Raw genomic sequence first — 23,707 nt, 5'->3', positions numbered from 1 at the left:
CAGCGCCCATCCGCCCTCGTCGGGCGGGTGGGCGTTCGTGCGTGTCGACCAACCGAGCAGACGCCCCCGTGCGTCAGGCGGCTCGCGCATCAACCGATCGGTGGATACGAGGATCAGCCCCTCCACCGCTACCGGTGCGCGCCGCAGCGGACGAGCATGGACACCATGAGCACACGACCGATCATCGAGGTCCGCGAGCTGCGCAAGCAGTACGGCGACTTCACCGCCGTCGACGGGGTCTCCTTCGACATCCACCCGGGCGAGACCTTCGCCCTCCTCGGCCCGAACGGTGCCGGGAAGAGCACCACGATCGAGATCCTCGAGGGCTACCGGCACCGGACGGGCGGCGAGGCGAGCGTCCTCGGTGTCGACCCGGCGAAGGGCGGTCTCGACTGGAAGGCCCGCCTCGGCATCGTCCTCCAGTCGAGTGCCGAGGCCGCCAACGTCACGGTCCGGGAGCAGCTCGCACAGTTCGCCCGGTACTACGCGGACCCGCGGGATGTGGACGAGGTCATCGAGGCGGTCGGGCTCACGAGCAAGGCGGGCACGCGCATCGGCAAGCTCTCGGGCGGCCAGCGTCGTCGGGTGGACGTCGCGCTCGGGGTGGTCGGCCGCCCAGCCCTCCTGTTCCTCGACGAGCCGACGACCGGGTTCGACCCCGAGGCGCGTCGGCAGTTCTGGGAGCTCATCCGCTCGCTCAAACGCGACGGCACGACGATCCTCCTCACCACCCACTACCTCGACGAAGCCGCCCAGCTCGCCGACCGCGTCGCCGTCATCGCGGCGGGTCGACTCGTGGAGATCGGCGCGGTCGACGAGATCGGCGGCGCCGAGGCCCGGATCCCCGTGGTGCGCTGGCGCGACGAGCACGGCCTCCATGAGGAACGGACCGAGGTGCCGGCCGCACGGGTCGCCGATCTCACGGCGACACTGGGGGGAGAGCCGCGCGACCTGGAGGTCATCCGTCCGAGCCTCGAGGACATCTACCTCGGGCTCGTCCACGCGGCCGACGCCGCTGCGTCGTCAGCCACCCCATCAGCAGCACCGTCACCGGCCACGACGGTCACCACGACAGGAGTCGGCGCATGACCACCATCGACCGCACCACCAACACGCTCGTCCCGGCACTCCCCCGCGGACGCACCCTCCGGCTCGGAGCCAGCAGGATCGGCTACGAGACCCGCATCTACTTCCGCTCCGGCGACCAGGTGTTCTTCACCTTCCTCTTCCCCGTCGTGATGCTCGCGATCTTCTCGACCGCGTTCAGCGCGATGGGGAACGTGGGCGAGGCACCCGACGGCACCGGCGGGGTCAGCCAGGCCGCCTTCTACCTCCCCGGCATGATCGCCGCCGGCATCCTCCTCTCGGGCGTCCAAAACCTCGCGACCGACATCGCGACGGAGAAGAGCGACGGCACGCTCAAGCGCCTCGGCGGCAGCCCGCTCCCGGTGATCTCCTACTTCCTCGGGAAGATGGGGCAGGTCCTCGTCACCTCGGTGCTCCAGATCGCGCTGCTGCTCCTCGTCTCGCGGTTCCTGTTCGACGTCACCCTGCCGACCGAGCCCGAGCGGTGGCTCACTTTCGCCTGGATCTACCTGCTCGGCATCGCGACCTCGGCCGTCCTCGGTATCGCCCTGTCGGCACTCCCCCGCACGGGCAAGAGCGCGACGGCCGTCATCATCCCGATCGTGCTCGTGCTGCAGTTCATCTCCGGCGTCTACCTCTCGTTCACGATGCTCCCCGAGTGGCTGCAGAACGTCGCGAGTGTCTTCCCGCTCAAGTGGATCGCGCAGGGCATGCGCTCCGTCTTCCTGCCGGAGGGGTTCGCCTCGCAGGAGCCGTCCGGTGGCTGGGACCTCCCGACGGTCGCGCTCGTCCTCGTCGTCTGGGCGATCGTCGGCCTCGTCCTCACCCGCCTCACCTTCCGCTGGGTCCGCCGCTCCTAGCCCGCGAACTGTCAGTTCCGGTGGGTGTACGCCGCCGGAACTGGCAGGAAGTGACAGTTCGCGAGCAGGGATGGGAGGGTTGGGACATGGACGGACGACGGTGGTGGGATGTCGCGTTCGGCGCGGGGTGCGTGATCGTCGGTGCGCTCGTGAGCGTCAGCGCGGCCGGGGCACCGGAGCGGGCCGTCGGCGTCTGGATCGTGCTGGCGGCGCTCTGCCTCGTCTACTACACGGCCGGGCGACGCACCCTCGAGCGTCCGCAGGGCGGGCTTTGGTTCGCGATCACCCTCATCGCCCTCACCGCAGTCGGGACGGCGTTCTCCCCGAACGTCCTGACCCTCCAGTGCCTCGTGTTCCCGCTGCTGTGGGTGCTGACGCCGAACACCCGGAACGCGATCATCCTCAACATCGCGAGCGCCGCGGCCCTCGCCGTCGGCTTCATCGTCGGACAAGGCGCCGCCCCGGAGGCGATCCTGCAGGGGCTCGCGATCCAGAGCGTCTCGCTCGTCTTCGCGTTGTCCCTCGGGCTCTGGATCACCCGGATCGCCGAGCTCGGCGACGAGAAGGCACGACTCCTCGTGAGTCTGCAGACCGCTCAGGCAGAATCGGAACGGGCGAGCCGGGAGGCTGGAGCGGCCGCCGAACGCGAACGCATGGCTCGCGACATCCACGACACCATCGCGCAGAGCCTCACGAGTGTGGTGCTGCTCGCGCAACGCGCCCGCTCCGAGGTCGGTGAGACCGTCGCGGGCACGCCGGACGCCTCCCCGCTGGACGGTCGACCGATCGCCGCCCTCGACAGCATCGACCTCATCGAGAGCACGGCACGCGACGCCCTGCGCGAGGCGAGATCCCTCGTGGCCACGCTGGCCGCGATGCCGGCCGCCGACACCACCCTCGGTGACAGCCTGCGGCGCCTGGGCGAGCGGTTCAGCCGTGAGACTGGCCTGGTCGTCGAGGTCGACGCCCCGTCAGAACGGTTCGAGCGAGCACCCGAGGTCGTGCTGCTCCGGAGTGCCCAGGAGGGTCTCGCGAACATCCGGAAGCACGCCGCCGCCGACCGCGTCGAGCTGGTACTCACCGTCGACGACGGCTGGGCCGAACTGCGGATCTCCGACGACGGGGTCGGCATCGCGGACCCGGAAGGCGCGCTGCTCGGGACCAGTCCGGGCGCAGGCTTCGGGCTGCACGGCATGCACGACCGGGTGACGCTGCTCGGCGGAACGGTGGAACTCACGAGTGCCGCCGGAGCGGGGACGACGGTGCGGGTGCGAGTGCCGGTGACGATCGAAGCGGGCCCTTCGACGGGCTCAGGGACCACGGACGGCCTCTCGGTCGGCAGCCCTTCGACAGGCTCAAGAACCGTGGAGGACGGACGATGACACGGATCAGGATCGTGGTCGCGGACGACCACCCCATCGTGCGATCGGGCATCGTCGCGCTGCTCGGGCGCGCGGACGACCTCGAGGTCGTCGCCGAGGTGGCGGATGGCGCTGCGGCGGTCGCGGCTGCCGAGGAGCACCGGCCCGACCTGGTGCTCATGGACCTGCGCATGCCGGTCCTCGGCGGTGCGGAGGCGACGGCGCGCATCGTGCAGCGCGTGCCAGGCGTCCGGGTGCTCGTGCTGACGACCTACGAGACCGACGACGACATCCTCGGCGCGATCGAGGCCGGAGCCGGCGGCTACCTGTTGAAGGCGGCGCCCGAGCAGGAGATCCTGGCGGGCATCCGTTCGGTGGTCGCCGGTCAGACGGTGCTCGCGCCCACGATCGCGGCGACGCTCGTCGGCCGCATGCAGGGTGGGACCCCAGCCCGCCCGCAGCTCAGCGCTCGCGAACTCGAGGTCCTGGCGCTCGTCGCCGCCGGCAACAGCAACCGGGCGATCGCGGCGGCACTCTTCATCTCGGAGTCGACGGTGAAGACGCACCTGCTGCACGTCTTCGAGAAGCTCGAGGTGGCCGACCGGACCCGGGCCGTCACCCGTGCACAGGAGCTGCGGCTGCTCTGAGCCGGCGCACGAGGCTGCGGGTCCGTTCAGTCACCTCGGGGCACAGGACGCCGCACGTGCGTGCGCAGACCCACCACGTCGAGGACGAACTCGCAGAACATCGCGTTCGCCCAGGAGAACCAGGGGCGGGTGAAGGTGTCGGGGTCGTCCTTGTGGAACGACTCGTGCATGACCCCGGTGCCGGCGTCGGTCCGCAGCAGCGTGTCGAGCAGGCGGGCGCGATCCTGCTCGTCCTGCGAGGTGAGGCCCTCGATGGACAGGGCGATCGGCCAGATGTGGTCGTCGGGCGTGTGTGGGCTCCCGATCCCACGGGCGGCGGACCCGACGAAGTAGCTCGGGTCGTCTCCGCTCAAGAGGAACCGTCGCGTGGCCAGGTACCGGGCGTCATCGGGCGCGCACCAGCCGAGGAACGGCAGCGAGAGCAGACTCGGCACGTTGGCGTCGTCCATCAGGAGCGCGTTGCCGAACCCGTCGACCTCGTAGGCGTAGACGTCGCCGTACTGATCGGTCGTCACGACTCCGTGGGCGTCGATGGCGGTCTCGAGCTCGCGTCGGAGGGCACCGGCTTCCGCGGCGAGTGCCGCGTCGTCGAGCACCTCGGCAGCGATCGATTCGACCCCGGCGAGCGTCACCGCGGCGAAGAGGTTGCCGGGAACGTTGTAGCCGTACCGCCCTGCGTCGTCGCTCGGCCGGAACCCCGACCACGAGAGCCCGGTCCACGCCGTCTCCGGCCCGAGTCCGTCGCGGACGAGGGTGTCGGAGAGCGGCGCGTCGAACCGCTGGAACCGGTACGGCGAGCGCTGCTCGTGGTGCTGCTCGACGCGCCAGACCTCCATCGCCGCGACGACGGCGGAGCGGTACCGCGCATCCAGGTGGTCGCGGCGCCCCGTCGCCAGCCAGATGTCGTGTGCGAGCTGGAGCGGGTAGCAGAGCGAGTCGATCTCGTACTTGCGTTCCCACACCCAGGGCGACGCATCGGTGCGGTCGTCGCGGTGGCCGTGCCCGTTCGGCTCGGCGTTGAACGCGTTCGCGTAGGGGTCGAGTGCGATCGCATCCAGCTGCCGGCGGTTGACGGCGACGAGCAGCTCGGCCAGCTCGGGGTGGTCGGCTGCGAAGTGGAGATAGGGAGCGAGTTGGGCGCTCGAGTCGCGCAACCACATCGCGGGGATGTCGCCGGTGAGCATGAACACGGTGCCGTCCGGCATGGGCGTCATCGTGCTGTGCAGGGTGTCGGCGAAGCAGCGCTCGAACATCTCGGCCACCCGTTCGTCACTGCGCTCCCGCACAGCCGTGGTCACCTCGGTGATGAGTTCGTCGATCCAAGCGGTCATGGGGCTCCACCGTCAGACGTCGCCGCGTGGTTTCGGGGCGTCCGGTTGCTTCGCCGCGTAGGCGGACTGGCCGGTCGCTCCGGGCTCGCCTGCGGGGATCGGGACGAGGTACGCCGCGGTGCCGTAGGCGGTCAGCTGCGTCCACGCACCGCCGATGTCGGTGGTCTCGAGACGCATCGCGAGGACCGCGTTCGCGCCGCGCTGTTCCGCGTCGGCCACCAGGCGTCGCATGACCTCCTGGCGGGACTCGAACAGCAGCTGGGTCATCCCCGGGACCTCGCCGCCGCCGAGCGCCGAGAAGCCGATCGACATCGAGGAGCCCCAGTCGCGAGCTCGCACGGTGAGCCCGACGACCTCGCCGAGGACGGCGTCGATGCGGTGTCCGGCGACGGTGTCCGTCGTCACGACGATCATGCGGTGGCCGCCGTTCCGGCCAGACGCGACAGTGCCGCGAGCGAGAGCGCTGCGATGCCGGTGTCGAGGGTGGGGTGGATGAGCGGAGCGAACTTCGAGGAGTGGTTGCCGGGGAGGTCCTGCTCCATGCGCCCCGAGGCGTAGGCCGCCGCGAAGGCCTGTGGGTCGGCACCCCCGAGGATCCAGTAGACGATGGGAGCGTCGGCGGCCGTCGCGAGCATGCCGACGTCCTCACTCCCCGTGACGAGACCGGGGTCGACGACGCGGTTGGCACCGAACGCGTCGGCGAACACCGCCGTCACCGCGCCGGTCGCCGCGGGATCGTTCACGAGCACCGGGAAGGCCTCGGTGTGTTCGATCACCGGTTCCCGCTCGGCGCCCGATGCTGCGGCCTCGGCCCGGATGATGCGCTCCATGGAGCCGACGACGCGGTCGCGCACGTGCGGTTCGTAGCTGCGGATGTTGACGCCGATCTGCGCGGTGTCGGGGATGATGTTGTTCTTGGTGCCGGCGTGCATCGTGCCGACGGTGAGCACCGCGGTGTCGGTTCCGGCGACCTCGCGGGACACGATGCTCTGGAGGCGGACGACCGCCGACGCCGCCATCACGATCGGGTCGATCGTCGACTGCGGGCGGGATCCGTGCCCGCCGCGGCCGTGGAAGGTGACGCGGTAGGCGTCGGTCGCGGCGAACGACGGACCGGCGTGCGTGCCGACGACACCGGCCGGCAGCGGACCGACGTGCTGGCCGAACACGATGTCGGGCTTCGGGACTCGTGCGTAGAGGTCGTCGTCGACCATCGCCTGCGCCCCGCCGCCGGCTTCCTCGGCCGGCTGGAACAGGACGACGAGTGTCCCGGACCAGGTGTCGCGCCGTGCGGCGAGCAGTTCGGCGGCACCCAGCAGACAGGTGACGTGGACGTCGTGGCCGCAGGCGTGCATGACCGGGACGTCGTTGCCCTCCGGATCGACCCCGCGCGCGACGCTCGCGTAGTCGAGGCCTGTCTCCTCCAGGACGGGCAGGCCGTCCATGTCGGCCCGCAGGAGGACCGTCGGTCCTTCGCCGTTCTCCAGGACACCGACGACACCGGTGCCGCCGATCCCCGTCGCGACCCCGTACCCGAGGCCGGTGATGCGATCCGCGACCAGGGCGGCCGTCCGGTGCTCCGCGAAGGAGAGCTCCGGATTGGCGTGCAGATCCTGGTACACCGGTGCGAGCGACACGGCGAGCGACGCCGCCTCCTGCTGGACGAGTGCTGCGGTGGCGATGGGCTGGTCGGTCATGGGTCTCCTTCGAGCGTCTCCTCCACCCTACGGGGCGGGTCAGCCGCACGGCAGGGGGCTCGAAACCCCGGCGAGGACTCAGAGCTGTGGAGCGGGGACCCGTGCCGTCGTCGCTCCAGGGTGGAAGCGGACGCTGAACTGCTCGCACTCCGGATCGCGGCCGTCGAGCATGGCGACGATCGCGCGGCCGGCGGCCGACCCCTTCTCCCGGGAGGGCTGCCACACCGTCGTGAGGTCGTAGTCGAGCCCCTCGACCCGGATGCCGTCGAACCCGACCACGCTGAGCTCCGCGGGAACGGAGATGCCGAGTTCCTCAGCTGCGCGGATGACGCCGGCGGCCAGGAGGTCGCTCTGTGCGGCGATCGCCGTCGGGCGTTCACCCGCCGGAACGTCGAGGATGGCGTGACCGGCGACCCGTCCCTCCTCGAGCGATGACCCCGTGGTGACGAACCCCTGCGCGTCGGGGAAGACGTCGCGGAGGCCCTGCAAGCGTTCGATCGCCGGGACCGTCGTGGCGGATCGCTCCCACTCGGGCGTGAGCGGGCCGCGGCGTTCGGTCGGGTCGAGGTTGAGGGTGACGACGGCGACACGCTCGTGGCCGAGATCTGCGAGGTGTCGCGCCTCCTCACGCACGCCGCCGCGGTTGTCGACGGCGATGTCGGGGACGCCGAGGGCTGCGAGTCCTTCGATCGACACGATCGGCATCCCCCGTCGGCTGAGGATCGCGACCGAGCTGTCGAGGTTCGGGCTGCAGCCGATGAGGACGACGCCGTCCATCGGTGCGTTGCTCAACTGCAGCGTGCCCTCCTGGGCGTCGTTCAGGAGCAGCAGACCGGCACCGACCGCGCCGAGTTCGTCGGCGAGTCCGTCGAGGGTCTGGACCATCACCGGGTCGCGGAAGGAGTGCCCGATCCGGCCGGCGACGACGGCTCCGACGATGCCGCTGCGTCCCTGGCGGAGGGAACGGGCCCGGGGGTCGGGGCCGGCGTAGTCGAGGTCGGCCGCAGCCTGCAGCACCCGCTGCTTGGTCGCTTCGGAGACGGGTCCGGCGCCGCTGAACGCGAGCGAGGCGGTCGACGGCGACACCCCCGCGCGCTCGGCGACATCGGCGAGCGTCGGTCGCGAGGGGCGTGATTCCTGGTCCACGATCTGCTAGCTTAGTCGACGGAATCGAATCGATTCGATTCTCGTCAGATCCACCCAGATGCACGGGCCTCACCACCCCGCTCCACCGAGCGCCCAGGCGCACCAGCACCGATCCCGAGGACCCTGTGTCAGAGCCGACCAACCCGCCGACCGCACCCGTCGCCCTGCGCCCACGCCGCGAGCTCCTCGCCTGGCGCAACGCGATCTTCGTGATCTTCGCCCTGAGCGGCCTCAGCATCGCGACCTGGGTGGCCCGCCTCCCGGCCATCCGCGACAACCTCGACCTCACCACCGGCACGGTCGGACTCCTCATCCTCGGCATGTCGATCGGGTCGATCCTCGGCCTCATCGCCTCGCAGCACATCCTCGGACGGCTCGGCCCGCGGCACGGGATGCAACTGACGCTCGGGCTCATCGCCGTCGGGCTGCTCCTCATCGGGATCGGCGCGAGCCTCGTCCCGACTGCCGGCCTCGTGCTCGTCGGCCTGATCATCTTCGGCTTCGGGAACGGAGCGCTCGACGTCATGATGAACGTCGAGGGCGCCGCGGCCGAGCAGGAGCTCGGCAAGACGGTGATGCCGCTGATGCACGCGTGCTTCAGCTTCGGCACGGTCGCCGGAGCAGGACTCGGCGCACTCGCGTCCGCAGCCGGCCTCGAGGTCTTCTGGCACGCGCTCGTCATGGCGGTCGTCATCGCGATCGTCGCCGTCGTCGCCGTGCGCTTCGTCCCCGCCGAGCAGGTCGTCGCCGACGAACTCGACGAGGCCCCGAAGGCGCCGTGGCGGGAGCGGCTGCGCGAGAGCCTGTCGGTCTGGGCGGACGGCCGGCTCATCCTCATCGGCGTCATCATGCTCGGTATGGCCTTCGCCGAGGGCAGCGCAAACGACTGGCTCGCACTCGCCGTGGTCGACGGCCACGAGCAGAGCAACACGACCGGCGCGCTCGTCTACGGCGTGTTCGTCACCGCGATGACCGTCGGTCGCATCGTCGGCGGGCCGCTCATCGACCGCTTCGGCCGGGTACCGGTGCTGCAGGTGTCGGCCGGTGCGGCGATCGCCGGACTCGTCCTGTTCATCCTCACGCCGGTCACCGGACTCATGGTCCTCGGAACCGTGCTGTGGGGCCTCGGGGCCTCGCTCGGGTTCCCGGTGGGCATGTCCGCCGCGGCCGATGACTCCAAGCGCGCTGCGGCACGGGTGAGTGCCGTCGCGATGATCGGCTACTGCGCGTTCCTCGTCGGTCCGCCGCTCATCGGCATCCTCGGCGACGCCATCGGCCTGCTGAACGCCCTGTTCGTCGTGCTCGTACTCATCGTGTTCGCCGGCCTGGCCTCTCCGGCCGCCCGCGAGAGCAGCCGCCGCAAGCGCTGACCGCAGTTCGTTCGCCCATGTTCGGGCGATTCAGCGTTCCGTCGCCCGAACATGGGCGAATGGACGCGCGACGGTGTCGCGGTAGGCTCGTCGTCGTGCGTTTGGTGATTGCGGAGTGCTCGGTCGACTATGCCGGACGGTTGTCGGCTCACTTGCCGCTCGCCAAGCGGCTGCTCATGGTGAAGAACGACGGCAGCCTGCTCGTCCACTCCGACGGCGGCTCCTACAAGCCGCTCAACTGGATGAGCCCACCCTGCGTGCTCACGACGGTCGAGCCCGACGAGACGCAGGCCGCGGCCGGGATCACCGAGCTGTGGAAGGTCACGCACAAGAAGACCGGCGACGCCCTCATCGTGTCGATCCACGAGGTCCACCACGACAGCGCGCACGAACTCGGCGTCGACCCGGGCCTCCAGAAGGACGGCGTCGAGGCGCACCTGCAGAAGCTCCTCGCCGAGCAGATCGAACTCCTCGGCGACGGATACCGGCTCATCCGCCGCGAGTACATGACCGCGATCGGTCCGGTCGACATCCTCGCCACCGACGCGACCGGGGCGTCCGTCGCGGTCGAGTTGAAGCGCCGCGGCGACATCGACGGCGTCGAGCAGCTCACCCGCTACCTCGAGCTCATGAACCGCGACCCGCTCCTCGCTCCCGTGCAGGGCGTGTTCGCCGCCCAGGAGATCAAGCCGCAGGCGCGCACCCTCGCCCAGGACCGCGGGATCCGCTGCGTCGTCCTCGACTACGACGCGATGCGCGGCCTCGACGACAGCGACTCCCGCCTCTTCTGACGTCGACTGGGTCCCTTTCTCAGGAGTCCTCCGGCGCGTCGGCTTCGCCAAGCACCGACGCGCCCGGAAACTCCTGAGAACGGCACCACCTACCGCTCAGTGACCTTTCTCAGGAGTCCTCCGGCGCGCCGGCTTCACCAGGCACAGACACGCCCGGACACTCCTGAGAAAGGCACTGGACCGACGGTCACGACTCGGACTAGACGAACAGCCAGATGAGGGCGACCATCCCGAAGCCGACGACCGAGAGGATCGTCTCGAGCACGGTCCAGGTCGCGAGCGTCTGCTTCACCGACATGTTGAAGTACTTCGCGATGATCCAGAACCCACCGTCGTTGACGTGCGAGAGCGTGATCGACCCCGCCGCGATCGCGATGCCGATGAGCGCCAGCTGCGGCTGCGAGTAGTCGCCGGCGAGCACGACCGGCTGCAGGATCCCCGCCGTGATCACGATGGCCGCGGTCGCCGAACCCTGCGCGATGCGGAGGCCGGAGCTGATGAGGTACGCGGACACGATGATCGGCAGGCCGAGCGAACCGAGCACCTCGGCCAGTGCCGCACCCACACCCGTCGCTGAGATGACCGCGCCGAAGAACGCACCCGCACCGACGACGAGCAGGATCATGCCGATCGGCCGGAGCGACTGACCGGAGAGCTCGCCCAGCTCGGCGAGCGTCATGCCGCGCCGCACCCCGAGCACGTAGTACGCGAGGCAGACGGCGATCGTGAGCGCGACCGCGGGGTTGCCGATGAGCGTCAACGCTTCGAGGACCGGGCCGTTCGGGAGGGCGAGGGCACCGAAGGTGGCGGCGAGGATGAGCAGGATCGGCGTGATGATGATGAGACCGACGCTCCAGAGCGAGACGTCCTTGCGCTCGGGGGCGTCGTCCTCGGGCTCCAGCACGTACTCCTCGGGAACCGAGACCATGACGCGCTTCCCGATCCAGAGCGGCCAGGCGATGCCCGACGCGATGAAGGCGGGGATGCCGCAGAGGAATCCCATGAGGATGAGCCAGCCGAGCCCGACCTCGAAGGTGCCGGCGAGCGCCGTCGGGCCCGGGTGCGGCGGCAGGAACGCGTGCGTCATCGAGAGGCCGGCGAGCATCGGGAGCGCGTAGAGCACGAGCGACTTCCCGCCGCGACGCGCGGTGATGTAGACGAGGGGCGCGAGGACGAAGATGCCGACGTCGAAGAACACGGGGATACCGAAGATGAGACCGGTGAGCCCCATCGCGATCGGAGCGCCGCGTTCCCCGAAGCGGCCGAGGAGCTTCCGGATGAGGACGTCCGCACCGCCGGAGCGCTCGAGGATCGCACCGAGCACGGTGCCGAGACCGATGATGATCGTGATGTGCCCGAGGATCCCGCCGAAGCCGGTTTCGAGGAGCGACGCCCCCGGCTTGATCTGCTCGTCGTCGAAGGGGTCCGGCACGGCCACGCCGACGATCTGGTAGATGCTCGTCCCGGTCGCGAGCGCCAGGCCGATGCCGACGATGAAGAGCGAGATGAACGGTTCGAGCTTCACCCGGATGATGAGGAACAGCAGCACCGCGATGGCGACCGCGCACAGGATGAGCAGGCCGGGGGTGGTCTGCTGCAGCCATCCGATGGGATCGCTCGGGGCTGGTGCGGCGGCGGCTACGACGCTGCGCGCGAGGGCGGTGATGGGCATGGGAGGACCTTCTGTGTCTGTGGGCGCGGGGAGGGACGAGGGAGCGGTCAGGCCGGGCTGCGGCGGATCGAGCGACCGGGGACGGCGTCGGTACGTCGACCGTCGGCGATGACGGCGGCCCCGTTCACGAAGACCCACGGGATGCCGGCGGCCTGCTGGCGGGGTTCGGCGAACGTCGCGCGGTCGGCGATAGTCGCGGGGTCGAACAGGACGAGGTCGGCGACGGCTCCGACGCGGAGCACGCCGCGGTCGCTGAGACCGAGACGCGCGGCCGGACGCGAGGTGAGGTGGGCGACGGCGTCTTCCAGCCCGAGCACACCCTCCTCGCGGACATAGTGGCCGAGGTAGCGCGGGAAGGTGCCCCAGGCACGCGGGTGCGGCTTTGCACCGACGAGGATCCCGTCGCTTCCGCCGGTGTGGGCCGGGTGCACCATCATCGTGCGCACGTTGGCCTCGTCGCCGACGTGCTGGAGGATGCCGGTCGCGAGCCGGTCGGCTTCGAGCAGCGCGAAGAACAGGGCCGTCGGGTCGCCCGACCACGCGTGTCCCGCATCCTCGGCGGCGATGTCGGCGACGGTCCGCCCGACGAAGCCGGCGAGCGCGGGGTTCGCGACGCCGGAGATCTCGATCGTGGCCCAGTCGGTGACGACACCGTGACAACCGTCCGTGCCGAGCACCTCGAGCTCGTATCGGATCCGCGCACGGACGTCGTCGTCACCCAGGCGCTCGATCGTCGCGTCCGGCCCGCCGACCGCCGCCCAGCTCGGCAGCAACGCCGACAGGGTCGTCGAACCTGGCAGATAGGGATAGGTGTCGAGCGTGATGTCGACCCCGTCGGCGATGGCGGCGTCGATGAGCGCCACGAGTTCGGCGGCCCGGCCGGCGTTGACGCCGAAGTTCATCGTCGCGTGCGTGAGGTGCAGCGCGCACCCGGAACGACGACTGATGTCGATCATCTCCGCGTACGCCTCGAGCGCGCCCTTGCCGTACGAGCGCTGGTGCGGGGCGTAGAAGCCGCCGTGCTCCGCGACGGTGCGGCACAGCGCGACGAGCTCCTCGGTGTCGGCGAACATGCCGGGCACGTAGGTGAGGCCGGAGGACATGCCGACGGCCCCCTCCCGCAGACCCGCCGCGACGAGCTCCTGCATGCGAGCGATCTCGTCAGCGGTAGCAGCCCGGTTCTCGGTGCCGACCACGAGCATCCGGACGGAGCCCTGCGGCACGAGGTAGGCGACGTTCAGCGCGGCTCCGCGGTCGACCCGGTCGAGGTACTCGCCGACGGTCCGCCACGCGAAGTCGACGTCGCCGGGTTGCCCGTTCCAGCCGGCGATCTGCTGCCGGACGATGGCCATGGTGCGGTCGTCCGTCGGGGCGTAGGAGAGCCCGTCCTGTCCGAGGACCTCCGTGGTGACGCCCTGCGAGACCTTGGCGAGGTGCTCGTGGTCGCGAAGGACGGCGAGGTCGGAGTGGGCGTGCATGTCGATGAAGCCGGGCGACGCGATCAGACCGTCGGCGTCGATGATCAGGGCGTCGGCGGGCGCGTCGGCCTCGGCGGACGCCCCGATCGCGATGATGCGGTCCCGGTCGATGAGCAGCGACCCGTGCACGCTCGGTCCGCCGGTGCCGTCGACGATGCGAGCGCCGCGGATGACCACCGTGCGCGCATCGTCCGCCGGTCGCGACGTCACGGCAGGAGGGCCGCCGAGGTGAAGGCGGTCGCACGCTCGGTGACCCCGGCCCAGTCCGCCGCGGCGACGTCGGCCGCACCGACCACACTCGACCCCGCGGTCACGGCGGCTGCGCCGGCCTGGATGTACTCCCGGGCGTTGCCTGCGTGCAGTCCGCCCGAGGGCACGAGCCGGAGACCCGGGAACGGGCCCTTGAGGTCCTTGAGGAAGCCGGGCCCCATGGCGGCGGCCGGGAAGATCTTCACCGCGTGGGAACCGAGCGACGCGGCGCGCATGACCTCGCTCGGCGTCATCGCACCGAGCAGGAACGGGATGCCGGCGGCGGTGGCGACCTCGGCCACCTCCTCGCTCAGACCGGGCGTGACCAGGAACTGCGCACCGCTGTCGACGGCGCGCTGCGCGGTGTCGCGGTCCACGACCGTCCCCGCGCCGATCACGGCCCCGTGGTCGCCGATCGCGTCGGCCGCGGCGCGGATGAGCGCTTCGACGCCTGGCGTGGTGAAGGTGAACTCCACACTGCGGATCCCGCCCGCGGCGAGCGCCCGGCAGAGTTCGACCGGGTCGGGGATGACGGGCACGCGGACGACGGCGATGGCACGGTCAGCGTACAAGGCGTCGAGGGCGTGCGGCGTGGAGGGAGGGGTCTCGAGCGTCATGCGGGGCTCCTGTTCGGTTCGGCTCAGCCGAAGGTGGTGGTGACGGCGTCGACGGCGCTCGGTTCGGCGAGACGGACGTCGTCGATGACCACGAGGGCACGCCACTTGTCGAAGGTGGTGCACGGGTGGGAGAGGCCCAGGCGGATGACGTCGCCGACCTCGACGTCGCTGCCGGGCGGCAGGGAGACGAAGGTGTGCTGGTCGTTCATGGCTGTGGTCGTCGCGCCCGGGAGCGGTTCGACGGTGGCGGACCCGGCGCGGCGGACGCCCTGCACCTCGGGGAGCCCCTCGTCGAACGGGAAGTCGCGCTTCCCGCCGTCGACGAGCGCGAGGCCGGGCTCGGGGCGGGAGACGATCGTCGCCCAGCCGTGGATCGCGGAGCGGAAGTCGCCGGTGCCCTCGTGGCGGCCGAGCGGGGTGATCCCGCGGTAGAAGCCGTCATCGTGGGTCACGTAGGCGCCGGACCGCAGCAGCACCTCCACGGCGCGTCCGTGAGCACCGTCGAGGTCGCGCAGTCCGGCGAGGACCTCGGCGACCACGTCGAAGTAGGCGCTGCCCCCGGCGGTCACGATGAGCGTCCGGACACGTTCGTCGTACCGGCCGCCTGCGAGGAGCGCGTCGTGGAGAGCGGCGAGCGACTCCAGGTAGTCGCGGACGATCTGCAGCGAACCGTCGTCGCCGTGGTGCGCGAGGGCCCCCTCGTAGCCGCTGACGCCGGCGAGCGCGAGCTCGGGCGAGGCGACGACGGCCTCGGCGATCTCGAGCGCGGTGGCCTGGTCCCGGGCTCCGGTTCGGCCGCCCGGCGCACCGAGTTCCACGAGCACGTGGAGGGGGCGACGGGGTGGCTGCTCGGCGAGCACGCGCGACATGATCTGCACGGCTCGGACGGAGTCGGCCCACACGACGATCTCGGCGTCCCCGCTGTCGAGGGACCGTCCGACGGCGCGCAGGTGTTCGGGCTGCACGAGGGCGTTGGCCAACATCACGCGGGGGATCGACCAGTCGAGCGCGACGGAGAGCTGCCACGGGGTCGCGACGGTGATGCCCCAGGCACCCGCGTCGAGCTGACGCTGCCACAGGGCGCGGTTCATCGTCGTCTTGCCGTGCGGCGCGAGGCCCACTCCTGCGTGGTCGCACCACTGCCGCATGGTCTCGACGTTGTCGGTGACCGCCGAGCGGTCGAGCGTGACGAGCGGCGTCGTGAAGTCTGCCAGCGCCGGCCGACCGGCGAGGAACGTGGCGGCGTCGGTCCCGACGGACGCCGGCGGGAAGCCCTTGAGGCTGCCGTCGAGCACGCCCAGCGAGCCGGCATCGAAGTCGTCCGTCATCTACTCCTCGTTCCGCGATCGAGCGCTGCACCCGCCGACGTCGTAAGCACCTAGCGTTGCGCATCTTGCAACGTACATTGCATCCGGCGCTACATCTGTTCTAGCATTGCGTCCACAGGCCGTCAACCGGACCCGGCCGAGACGCGAGGGGAACCGTGATGACGACGTCACCGTCCACCGTGAGCACGATCGGCGAAGCGATGGTCGTCCTCCTGCCCGAGAACCAGCTCCCGGTCGCCGAAGCCCGCGAATACCGGACGGGGGTCGGCGGTGCCGAGTTCAACGTCGCCTCCAGCCTCGCGCGCCTGGGCGTCCCCACCCACTGGATCTCGCGCCTCGGCGACGACGGGTTCGGCGACTACATCCTCGAGACGGCCCGGCACGACGGTGTCCTCACCGACGCCGTCGAACGTGACGACCACCGGCCCACCGGCCTCTACGTCAAGGAGACGGTCATGAGCGCCGACGGCGACCGTCGGCCGCGGATGCACTACTACCGCAGCGAGTCCGCAGCGTCGCAGCTCGGCGCCGACACCCTGCGGCACGAGGCGACCCGGGCGGCCATCACCGCCTCCGCCATCGTGCACACCTCCGGCATCACCCCGGCGCTCTCCGACTCGACGGCGCTGCTCGTCGGCGAGCTGGGCGACGCGCTCCCCCGCGACACCGTCCTGAGCGTCGACCTCAACTTCCGGCCGCGCCTCTGGGAGCGTCGCTCGACCGCCCCGCTGCACCGCCTGCTCGACCAGGCGTCCGTCCTGTTCCTCGGCGTCGACGAAGCGGAGCTGTTCTTCGGCCACACGGACGCCGCCCGCCTCTTCGCCGAGCTGCCGACCCTGCAGCGCATCGTGCTCAAGGACGAGGAGAACGCAGCGACCACCCTCCACCGTGACTCCGAGGCGGGCATCGAGGTGCGGTCGTTGTCGGTCGACGTCGTCGAGACCGTCGGTGCGGGCGACGCGTTCGCAGCCGGCTACCTCGCCGGCCTGGCCTCGGGTCGCTCCGACACCGCCTGCACGCGGCTCGGCCACGCGGTCGCGGCGTCGACGCTCATCTGCCACGGCGACCGCCCCGAGCTCGTGCCCGACGCGCAGGGCGTGGACACCATCGTCGAGGCGTCCGATGAGGAATGGGCGTCGTGGCGGATCACCGCGGACCACCCGCTGCCGTGGACCACGGTCGGCGCGCACGGGATGATCGACGCATGAGTCAATCGCTGTCCCGGGCCCTCAACCTCCTCCGCGAGATCGTCTCGGGCACCAACTCCCTCGACGCGCTCGCGGCGACGGCCGGCGTGCACAAGACCACGGTGCTGCGCCTGCTCAACACGCTCGAGGAGCACGGCTTCGTCACGCGCGACGCGTCGTTCCGGTACCACCTCGGGCGGGCGATGTTCGAGCTGACCCAGACCGCGCTCGACGAGCAGGACGTCCGCGGCGTCGCCGCTCCGCACATCCGGGCGCTCGGGGCGGCCACGGGCCAGACGGTGCACCTCGCCGCCTACGAGAGCGGTTCCGTCTTCTACATCGACAAGGTCGAGTCCCGTCAGCCCCTCCGCATGTACTCGCGTGTCGGCCTGCCCGCCTCCCTGTACGCGACCGGGGTCGCGAAGGTCCTCCTCGGTGGACTCGACGAGGCGGAGCGTCGACGCGTCGTCACCGGCATCGTCTTCGAGCGGTACACCGACAAGACCATCACCGACGCCGACGCCCTGCTCGCCGAGATCGAGCGTTCGACCGAACGCGGATGGGCCGAGGACCACGAGGAGCACGAGAGTTTCATGAACTGCGTGGCCGCGCCGGTCTTCGGGCCCGACGGCCGGGTCACCGCGGCGGTGTCGATCTCGGTCCCGACGATGGTGCTCCCCCACAGCGGCGTCCGCGCCCTCCTGCCGCAGCTCCTCGCCACCACGACCGCGATCTCCGCCGAACTCGGCTACGCACCGCCGGCGCCCGCCGAGGCCCCCGCGACCGCCTGACCTCCCGCCGCTCCCATCCCTGAGCCCCCGCCGACCTCGGCCCCTGAGCCCCACCATCCGGTCCCAGAGCTTGTCGAAGGGCCACCTACCCCGTCCCTGACCACCCACCCCGGCCCCTGAGCTTGTCGAAGGGCCACCAACCGAAGGACACACCCCCATGACCGACCGCACCGCCATCTCCACCACCGACGCCCCGGCTCCCGCGCACACCTTCTCCCAGGGTGTCCGCAAGGGCAACTTCGTCCAGGTCTCCGGCCAGGGCCCCGTCGACCCGGCGACGAACGAGTACCTGTTCCCGGGCGACGTCGCCGCGCAGACCACCCGCACGCTCCAGAACGTCGAGGCGATCCTCGCGGCCGGCGGCGCGACCTTCGACGACGTCATGATGCTGCGCGTCTACCTCACCAAGCGCGAGGACTTCGCGATCATGAACGACGCCTACGGCGAGTTCGTCGGCTCGCGCGTGCAGGGTGGCGTGCTGCCGTCCCGGACCACGGTCTTCACCGGCCTGCCGCGCGAGGAGATGCTCGTCGAGATCGACGCCATCGCGATCGTCGACTGACGCAGGCCGTTCGCCCGTTTCTGGGCGACCGAGCGTTCGTTCGCCCATCTTCGGGCGAGCGAACACGCCTCGCCGGGAGGCTGGTAGCGTGGTGCGCGATAGCGCCTAGGGTTCCGGAGCGACAGCTCGACTGGTCCGAGCGGCGCCACGGTCGGCGGCCAGCCGACGACCGTCATCTGACAGGATAAAAGCCCGGAGGACCCTGATCGTCGCGCCCGCGAGGATCGGAAGGGTCTCACGTGTCTCTGCTCGCCGTCACCATCGTCCTCGCCGCCGCGGTCTGCCATGCGGCGTGGAACATCGTCGCCCACGGCGTCAGCCGGATCGGCATGCCCTTCCTCTGGTGGGGAGCGGTGGCGAGCACCGCGCTGTGGGCGGTCGTCGTCCCGTTCACGGGCGGACTCGGTACGGACGACCTCGCCGGCTTCGCCATCGGCGTCGTGGTCTCCGCCGTGCTGCACTACGTCTACATGCTCGTGCTGCAACGCGGCTACGCCAGCGGGGGCCTCTCCACCGTCTACGCCACGGCACGCGGCACCGGCCCGACGATCAGCGTGATCATCGCCGTCCTCCTGCTCGGCGAGCGCCCGTCACTGCTCGCGCTCCTCGGCGTCGCGGCGATCGTCGTCGGCGTCGTCGCGATCGGGTTCGTCGACCGCGGGAGCGACCCGTCACCGGTCGCCGTCGACGTACGCGCCACGCGACGACGCCTCGACCCTGCAGTCGCCTTCGGACTCCTCACCGGGGTCGCGATCGCGGCCTACACGATCTGGGACGCGCACGCCGTCCGCACGTGGGGCGCCTCGCCCGTCGCGTACATGGTCGGCTGCACCGCGGTCGAGGTCGTGCTGTTCTCCGGTTCGCTCGGGCGACGGGCACGCGAGCTGCCGGCGGTCCTGCGCGCCCACTGGCCGCGCATCCTCGCCTTCGGGGTGCTCTCACCGATGTCGTACATCCTCGTACTGGTCGCCATCACCATGGCGCCGGTTGCGCTCGTCGCACCGATGCGCGAGGTGAGCGTCATCCTCGTCAGCCTGTTCGGCGCGCTCGTGCTCCGCGAGGGCCGACCGGTGCGCCGGATCGCCGCGGCGACCGTCGTCGTGATCGGCGTCGCCCTCCTCGCGGGCTGACCCTGTTTCGAGGCATTCGTGAGCGCGCCCCCTGTGACGTGAGCGCGGGCCTCCGGAGGGGCGCACTCACGCCACAGGGGCGCGGCCGGGTCAGCGCGCCGCGCTGGCCGCAGGGATCACCAGTCGTGGACGGTGCCGTCGGCGAGACGGTTGTAGGGCAGGTAGGCGCGCTGGTACGGGTACTTGCCCGCCTCGTCGACGTCCAAGTCGACACCGAGGCCGGGCGCATCTCCGGGGTGGAGCATGCCGTTCTCCCAGGTGTAGGACTGCTGGAACACCGCATCGGTCTTCTCGCCGTGCTTCATGTACTCCTGGATGCCGAAGTTGTGGATCGACAAGCCCAGGTGCATCGCGGCGGCCATCCCGACCGGCGAGATGTCCGTCGGCCCGTGCATGCCCGACTTGATCTGATACTGCGAGGCGTAGTCGAGCACCTTCTTCAGATGCGTGATCCCGCCGGTGTGCGTGACCGCGCTGCGGACGTAGTCGATGAGCTGCTCGCGGATGATCTGCTGGTAGTCCCACACCGTGTTGAAGATCTCCCCGATCGCCAGCGGCGTCGTCGTGTGCTGCCGCACGAGACGCAACGCCTCCGGGTTCTCCGCCGGCGTGCAATCCTCCAACCAGAACAGGTCGTAGGGTTCGAGGCTCTTGCCGAGCTTCGCGGCCTGGATCGGCGTCATCCGGTGGTGCCCGTCGTGCAGCAACGGCAGTTCCGGCCCGAACTCGTTCCGCACCGCCTCGAACACCGTCGGCAGGTGACGCAGGTACGACCGGGTGTCCCAGTCCTCCTCGTTCGGCAGGCCACCGCGCTGCGCCGGCTCGTGGTCGTACCGGACACCGGTGTTGCCCTCGAACGTGGCGTTGGAGGCGATCCCGTAGATCGACTTCAGCCCCGGCACCGCCGTCTGGATCCGGATGGCCTTGTAGCCCTGCGCCTGGTGCTCGCGCACGCTGTCGAACAGCTCCTCGTTCGTCTTGCCCGACGCGTGCCCGTAGGCGAGCAGCCCCGTCCGGGACGCCCCGCCCAGCAGCTGATACACCGGCATGCCCGCAGCCTTGCCCTTGATGTCCCACAGCGCCATGTCGACCGCCGCGATCGCCGCCATCGTCACCGGACCCCGCCGCCAGTACGCCGAGCGGTACAGGAACTGCCAGGTGTCCTCGATCCGCGACGCATCGCGCCCGAGCAGCAGCGGGACGACGTGCTCGGTCAGATACGCCACCACCGCGAGCTCGCGCCCGTTCAGCGTCGCGTCCCCGAGGCCGGTCAGGCCGTCGTCGGTCGTGAGCTTCAACGTCACGAAGTTCCGGTCGGGACTCGTGACGATGACCTCGGCCTTGTCGATGTTCATGGGTACTACTCCTTCGTGCGTTGCGGCCGATGTGGCCGGGGTGGTTCCGACGGACTGCGGGTCGGCTGCAGCGGCGGGTGTCAGGGGTTCCGTGGGCGTCCGGTCAGCTCGTCGACCAGGTGCTCCAGCTCGGTGACGAGCGTGGAACCGTCATCCGGCTCCGAGTCGAGGATGCGGGGATCGATCAGGCGCACGAGCGCCGCGGTCCGCTCCCGGCCGTGGAACCGGAGTGCCTCGGCGACCGCGGCACCGCTCGCATCGCCCGGGCGGTCGTCGCCCTGGACGGCCGCCACCCACGCGGCGATCACGCGCAGGGACCCGGTTCCCGGCCGACCGGCGGCCCGTTCCGCGAGGAGGGTCGACACGATCCGCACCCGCAGCTTGGTGACCCCTTCGAGGGCGATCTGCTGCAACCGATGCTCGATGCGCGCGTTGTCGAAGCGCTCCAGGAGTGCGGTGCGATACGCCGTCAGCCCGAGGTCGGCCGGCAGGTGACGCTCCGTCTCGTCCCAGTACTCCTCGACCCAGGCCCGGCACTGCTCGTCGCCGACCGCCTCGGCGACCGTCACATGACCGCGCAGCGGGCCCGCGTAGGCGAGGAGGCTGTGGGCGCCGTTGAGCAGCCGCAGTTTGCGCTGCTCGTAGGGCTCGAGGTCGTCGACGAACCGGGCACCCGCGGACTCCCACGCCGGCCGCCCGGCAGGGAAGTCGCCGCTCAGCACCCAGTCGGTGAAGGGCTCGGTGACGACGGGGCTGGCATCGGCGAATCCGGTGAGCGTCGCGGCCGTCGCCTCGTCGGCAGGCGTGGGACGCGGCGTGATGCGGTCGACCGAGGACGAGACGAACGAGACCTCGTCGGCGATCCACCGAGCGGTCTCCGGGCGGACCCGGTCGGCGAGGGCGAGCATCGCGCGACGGACAAGTGCACCGCCGTCGGCGATGTTGTCGCACGGCAGGATCGCGATCGGACCGGCCCCGGCACGACGACGGGCTTCGAGGCCGAGGAGCAGTCTGCCGAGCGTCGTCGTCGGTCGGGCATCGCGGAGTTCCGCCCCGCCGTCCAAGGCGTCCGACAGCAGCGTGACGTCCCGCTCGACCGCCGGATCCGACGCGTCCGGCTTGCCCTCGGCATCGAGCCGGTACCCGGACTCGGTGACGGTGAGGGTGACGATGGCGGTGGTCTCAGCGGCGAGGAGGTCATGGAGCCGTGCGACGTCGGCGCCGTCCCGCGCCTCGACGATCGAACCGACGATCGTGGCCGAGTCGCCGTCCGCCGAGCGCTCGACGACCGTGTAGAGGCAGTCCTGGGCGTCCAGGTCGACTGCGGCCTGCGGGCTCCGGCCGGTGAAGGCGGCGATGCCCCACTCGTGATCGGGGTCGACGAGCTGGGTGTACCAGGCCTGGTGGGCACGGTGGAAGGCGCCGAGTCCGAGGTGGACGATCCGGACCGGTGCCGATGGGAACTCGGGCAGCCGCGCGCGGGACAGACGCTGGACCGCCTGCTCCCCCGGCGCTCCGGCAGCGCTGTCCACGTTCGTCACGGTGCTCACAGCTTGAACACCCGTCGCGGCTGCTCGACGACGAGGTCGAGGATGATGCGTTCGGCCGTCGCCTCGTCGATGCGCCCCTCCCGCACGAGTCGCGCGAGGAAGGACGCGTCGAGGCGCCGGGACATGTCGTGTCGGGCGGGGATCGAGAGGAACGCCCGCGTGTCGTCGATGAACCCCGATCCGCGTGAGAACCCTGCCGTCTCCGTCACGGCGGACCGGAAGCGCAGGACGGCGTCGGGCGCGTCGAGGAACCACCACGGCGCGCCGATGAAGACACTCGGGTAGAACCCGGCGAGCGGCGCGATCTCCCGCGAGTAGCTCGTCTCGTCGACGCTGAAGAGGACGAGGTGGAACCCCGGAGCCGTGCCGAAGCGCTCCAGCAGCGGACGCAGGGGGCGGACGTAGTCGGTGCGGACCGGGAGGTCGTGCCCGGTGTCCGGTCCGAAGCGGGCGAGCGTCGGCGCGTGGTGGTTGCGGTGCACGCCGGGGTGCACCGTCATGACGAGGCCGTCCTCGACGCTCATCCGGGCGCTCTCGAACAGCATGTGCGCGGCGAACCGCTCGAGATCGGCCTCATCGGCGGTCCCCGACAGCGCGCGGTCGAACAGCGCTGCGGCGTCCGCCTCGTCGAGTTCGAGCGTGAGTGGTTGCGGGACACCGTGGTCGGCCGACACCGCGCCGTGCTCGATGAAGTGGCGACGGCGCCCGGCGAGCGCTTCGAGATAGCCACGGTAGCTGCCCTCCGGCGTCCCGTTCCAGGCGGCGAGCGAAGCGACCCGCTCCGCCCACCCGGCCTTCGACGGATCGAGGTACGCGTCAGGCCGGAAGGTCGGCAGGACGCGCCCGCTGAAGGTGGGGTCCGCTGCGAGGGCGGCATGCGCGGCGAGGTCGTCCATCGGGTCGTCGGTGGTCGCGAGCACCTCGATGCGGAAGCGGTCGAACAGCGCACGCGGACGGAACGCCGGCGCTTGGAGCGCCTCGTGGATCGTGTCGAAGAGCCGGTCGGCGTTCGCTCCGTCCGGCTGCTCCGTGACGCCGAACTGCTCACCGAGGATCGAGCTCAGCCAGTACCCGGAGGCGGTGCCGGCGTACAGGTGCCAGTGCTCGCAGAACCGTCGCCAGGCGTCCCGCGGCGCGGCGACGGCACCACCCTCCGCGAGGTCGGGCACGCCGACGTCCGCGAGGGAGAACCCGGCGGCGTGCAGCAGGCGGGTGACGTAGTGGTCGTGCCGGAGGAACAGCTCGGTGGCGTTCGCGAACGGGGTGTCCTCGACGAGGATCGCCGGATCCACGTGCCCGTGCGGCGAGATGATCGGCAGGGCCTCGACCGAGCGGTAGAGCGCCCTGGCGACGTCGCGCGTCCCGGGGTCGGCGGGGAGGAGGCGGTCTGGATCGTTCTGCAGCGTCGTCGGCACGCCTCCATTGAAACGGTGAGGCCTCCGTCTGTCAACCGATTGCCACACCCTGCTGGCAATCGCTTGCCGGAACGCCGACCGTCT

General features: G+C 70.8%; 21 protein-coding genes. 10 read left to right on the top strand and 11 right to left on the bottom strand.

What is annotated here, in order from left to right:
- Positions 1-165 precede the first annotated feature (165 nt).
- The 4 genes from IFU30_RS01750 to IFU30_RS01735 all read left to right on the top strand — a co-directional run bounded on the left by IFU30_RS01750 (position 166) and on the right by IFU30_RS01735 (position 3,954).
- Positions 166-1,089 (top strand): ABC transporter ATP-binding protein, encoded by a 924-nt coding sequence (locus IFU30_RS01750; RefSeq protein WP_192004095.1) that lies wholly within the window; start codon positions 166-168, stop codon positions 1,087-1,089.
- Positions 1,086-1,946, top strand: a complete 861-nt coding sequence (locus IFU30_RS01745; RefSeq protein ID WP_192004094.1) for an ABC transporter permease — start codon at positions 1,086-1,088, stop codon at positions 1,944-1,946. Before IFU30_RS01750 ends, IFU30_RS01745 begins: the two co-directional genes overlap by 4 nt.
- Before the next feature lie 86 nt (positions 1,947-2,032).
- Entirely contained in the window at positions 2,033-3,328 is a 1,296-nt protein-coding gene (locus IFU30_RS01740; RefSeq protein ID WP_192004093.1) for a sensor histidine kinase, read from the top strand.
- The gene (locus IFU30_RS01735) at positions 3,325-3,954 is read left to right on the top strand and encodes a response regulator (protein ID WP_079704466.1); all 630 of its coding nucleotides are present in this window, start codon (positions 3,325-3,327) and stop codon (positions 3,952-3,954) included. The genes IFU30_RS01740 and IFU30_RS01735 overlap by 4 nt, the downstream gene beginning before the upstream one ends.
- A gap of 26 nt (positions 3,955-3,980) precedes the next feature.
- Here the strand turns inward: IFU30_RS01735 and IFU30_RS01730 are convergent, their stop codons facing one another.
- From IFU30_RS01730 to IFU30_RS01715, 4 genes are all read right to left on the bottom strand, one after another.
- Positions 3,981-5,285, bottom strand: a complete 1,305-nt coding sequence (locus tag IFU30_RS01730; RefSeq protein ID WP_192004092.1) for a glycoside hydrolase family 125 protein — start codon at positions 5,283-5,285, stop codon at positions 3,981-3,983.
- A 12-nt stretch (positions 5,286-5,297) separates the two neighbouring features.
- Positions 5,298-5,699: a YbjQ family protein gene (locus IFU30_RS01725; RefSeq protein WP_124767949.1), complete on the bottom strand. Its 402-nt coding sequence runs from the start codon at positions 5,697-5,699 to the stop codon at positions 5,298-5,300.
- Positions 5,696-6,982: an amidohydrolase gene (locus IFU30_RS01720; protein ID WP_079704463.1), complete on the bottom strand. Its 1,287-nt coding sequence runs from the start codon at positions 6,980-6,982 to the stop codon at positions 5,696-5,698. The genes IFU30_RS01725 and IFU30_RS01720 overlap by 4 nt, the downstream gene beginning before the upstream one ends.
- 78 nt (positions 6,983-7,060) lie before the next feature.
- Positions 7,061-8,128 carry a LacI family DNA-binding transcriptional regulator gene (locus IFU30_RS01715; RefSeq protein WP_274498961.1) on the bottom strand — a complete coding sequence of 356 codons (1,068 nt, stop codon included), beginning with the start codon at positions 8,126-8,128 and terminating at the stop codon, positions 7,061-7,063.
- A 125-nt stretch (positions 8,129-8,253) separates the two neighbouring features.
- Here IFU30_RS01715 and IFU30_RS01710 point away from each other — a divergent pair, with 125 nt between their 5' ends.
- Positions 8,254-9,498 (top strand): MFS transporter, encoded by a 1,245-nt coding sequence (locus tag IFU30_RS01710; protein ID WP_192004091.1) that lies wholly within the window; start codon positions 8,254-8,256, stop codon positions 9,496-9,498.
- A 95-nt stretch (positions 9,499-9,593) separates the two neighbouring features.
- A complete protein-coding gene (gene nucS, locus IFU30_RS01705; protein ID WP_064294112.1) occupies positions 9,594-10,289 on the top strand; it encodes an endonuclease NucS in 696 nt (231 codons plus the stop codon).
- A gap of 199 nt (positions 10,290-10,488) precedes the next feature.
- Here nucS and IFU30_RS01700 read toward each other — a convergent pair whose 3' ends face one another.
- The 4 genes from IFU30_RS01700 to IFU30_RS01685 are packed head-to-tail and all read right to left on the bottom strand — an operon-like array spanning position 10,489 to position 15,633.
- On the bottom strand, positions 10,489-11,961 hold the full coding sequence (locus tag IFU30_RS01700) for a GntP family permease (protein WP_086472615.1): 1,473 nt from the start codon (positions 11,959-11,961) through the stop codon (positions 10,489-10,491).
- A gap of 47 nt (positions 11,962-12,008) precedes the next feature.
- Positions 12,009-13,649 carry an N-acyl-D-amino-acid deacylase family protein gene (locus IFU30_RS01695; protein ID WP_342450785.1) on the bottom strand — a complete coding sequence of 547 codons (1,641 nt, stop codon included), beginning with the start codon at positions 13,647-13,649 and terminating at the stop codon, positions 12,009-12,011.
- The gene (locus IFU30_RS01690; RefSeq protein ID WP_124767943.1) at positions 13,646-14,305 is read right to left on the bottom strand and encodes a bifunctional 4-hydroxy-2-oxoglutarate aldolase/2-dehydro-3-deoxy-phosphogluconate aldolase; all 660 of its coding nucleotides are present in this window, start codon (positions 14,303-14,305) and stop codon (positions 13,646-13,648) included. Before IFU30_RS01690 ends, IFU30_RS01695 begins: the two co-directional genes overlap by 4 nt.
- 23 nt (positions 14,306-14,328) lie before the next feature.
- The gene (locus IFU30_RS01685; RefSeq protein ID WP_192004090.1) at positions 14,329-15,633 is read right to left on the bottom strand and encodes an amino acid deaminase; all 1,305 of its coding nucleotides are present in this window, start codon (positions 15,631-15,633) and stop codon (positions 14,329-14,331) included.
- 158 nt (positions 15,634-15,791) lie between these two features.
- Between IFU30_RS01685 and IFU30_RS01680 the strand changes: the two genes are divergently transcribed.
- The 4 genes from IFU30_RS01680 (at position 15,792) to IFU30_RS01665 (ending at position 19,303) form a co-directional block, all read left to right on the top strand.
- A complete protein-coding gene (locus IFU30_RS01680; RefSeq protein WP_192004089.1) occupies positions 15,792-16,841 on the top strand; it encodes a sugar kinase in 1,050 nt (349 codons plus the stop codon).
- Positions 16,838-17,611: an IclR family transcriptional regulator gene (locus IFU30_RS01675; RefSeq protein WP_192004088.1), complete on the top strand. Its 774-nt coding sequence runs from the start codon at positions 16,838-16,840 to the stop codon at positions 17,609-17,611. The genes IFU30_RS01680 and IFU30_RS01675 overlap by 4 nt, the downstream gene beginning before the upstream one ends.
- A gap of 157 nt (positions 17,612-17,768) precedes the next feature.
- The gene (locus tag IFU30_RS01670) at positions 17,769-18,173 is read left to right on the top strand and encodes a RidA family protein (protein ID WP_079704451.1); all 405 of its coding nucleotides are present in this window, start codon (positions 17,769-17,771) and stop codon (positions 18,171-18,173) included.
- A 239-nt stretch (positions 18,174-18,412) separates the two neighbouring features.
- Complete coding sequence (locus tag IFU30_RS01665) at positions 18,413-19,303, top strand: EamA family transporter (RefSeq protein WP_192004087.1); 891 nt, start codon at positions 18,413-18,415, stop codon at positions 19,301-19,303.
- Positions 19,304-19,419: 116 nt separating this feature from the next.
- On the opposite strand, the gene manD is transcribed toward IFU30_RS01665, so the two are convergent.
- The 3 genes from manD to uxaC all read right to left on the bottom strand — a co-directional run bounded on the left by manD (position 19,420) and on the right by uxaC (position 23,623).
- Entirely contained in the window at positions 19,420-20,658 is a 1,239-nt protein-coding gene (manD, locus tag IFU30_RS01660; protein ID WP_192004086.1) for a D-mannonate dehydratase ManD, read from the bottom strand.
- 80 nt (positions 20,659-20,738) lie between these two features.
- Positions 20,739-22,199: a mannitol dehydrogenase family protein gene (locus tag IFU30_RS01655; RefSeq protein WP_342450784.1), complete on the bottom strand. Its 1,461-nt coding sequence runs from the start codon at positions 22,197-22,199 to the stop codon at positions 20,739-20,741.
- Positions 22,200-22,204: 5 nt separating this feature from the next.
- Positions 22,205-23,623, bottom strand: a complete 1,419-nt coding sequence (gene uxaC / locus IFU30_RS01650; RefSeq protein WP_192004085.1) for a glucuronate isomerase — start codon at positions 23,621-23,623, stop codon at positions 22,205-22,207.
- Between the last annotated feature and the right edge of the window lie 84 nt (positions 23,624-23,707).

This window comes from Plantibacter sp. CFBP 8798 (genome assembly GCF_014841195.1).
Taxonomy (GTDB): Bacteria; Actinomycetota; Actinomycetes; order Actinomycetales; family Microbacteriaceae; genus Plantibacter; species Plantibacter auratus.
Note: the sequence above shows the minus strand (reverse complement) of the source record. Positions and strands in the feature narration are given on the sequence as shown.

What these genes read in the sequence shown, in the direction of transcription:
- IFU30_RS01745 (WP_192004094.1), top strand. Translation starts at nt 1,086, where the DNA reads ATGACCACCATCGACCGCACCACCAACACGCTCGTCCCGGCACTCCCC.
- IFU30_RS01685 (WP_192004090.1), bottom strand. Translation starts at nt 15,633, where the DNA reads ATGACGGACGACTTCGATGCCGGCTCGCTGGGCGTGCTCGACGGCAGC.
- IFU30_RS01740 (WP_192004093.1), top strand. Translation starts at nt 2,033, where the DNA reads ATGGACGGACGACGGTGGTGGGATGTCGCGTTCGGCGCGGGGTGCGTG.
- IFU30_RS01730 (WP_192004092.1), bottom strand. Translation starts at nt 5,285, where the DNA reads ATGACCGCTTGGATCGACGAACTCATCACCGAGGTGACCACGGCTGTG.
- IFU30_RS01670 (WP_079704451.1), top strand. Translation starts at nt 17,769, where the DNA reads ATGACCGACCGCACCGCCATCTCCACCACCGACGCCCCGGCTCCCGCG.
- IFU30_RS01750 (WP_192004095.1), top strand. Translation starts at nt 166, where the DNA reads ATGAGCACACGACCGATCATCGAGGTCCGCGAGCTGCGCAAGCAGTAC.
- IFU30_RS01735 (WP_079704466.1), top strand. Translation starts at nt 3,325, where the DNA reads ATGACACGGATCAGGATCGTGGTCGCGGACGACCACCCCATCGTGCGA.
- IFU30_RS01720 (WP_079704463.1), bottom strand. Translation starts at nt 6,982, where the DNA reads ATGACCGACCAGCCCATCGCCACCGCAGCACTCGTCCAGCAGGAGGCG.
- IFU30_RS01675 (WP_192004088.1), top strand. Translation starts at nt 16,838, where the DNA reads ATGAGTCAATCGCTGTCCCGGGCCCTCAACCTCCTCCGCGAGATCGTC.
- IFU30_RS01725 (WP_124767949.1), bottom strand. Translation starts at nt 5,699, where the DNA reads ATGATCGTCGTGACGACGGACACCGTCGCCGGACACCGCATCGACGCC.
- IFU30_RS01700 (WP_086472615.1), bottom strand. Translation starts at nt 11,961, where the DNA reads ATGCCCATCACCGCCCTCGCGCGCAGCGTCGTAGCCGCCGCCGCACCA.
- manD (WP_192004086.1), bottom strand. Translation starts at nt 20,658, where the DNA reads ATGAACATCGACAAGGCCGAGGTCATCGTCACGAGTCCCGACCGGAAC.
- IFU30_RS01690 (WP_124767943.1), bottom strand. Translation starts at nt 14,305, where the DNA reads ATGACGCTCGAGACCCCTCCCTCCACGCCGCACGCCCTCGACGCCTTG.
- IFU30_RS01680 (WP_192004089.1), top strand. Translation starts at nt 15,792, where the DNA reads ATGACGACGTCACCGTCCACCGTGAGCACGATCGGCGAAGCGATGGTC.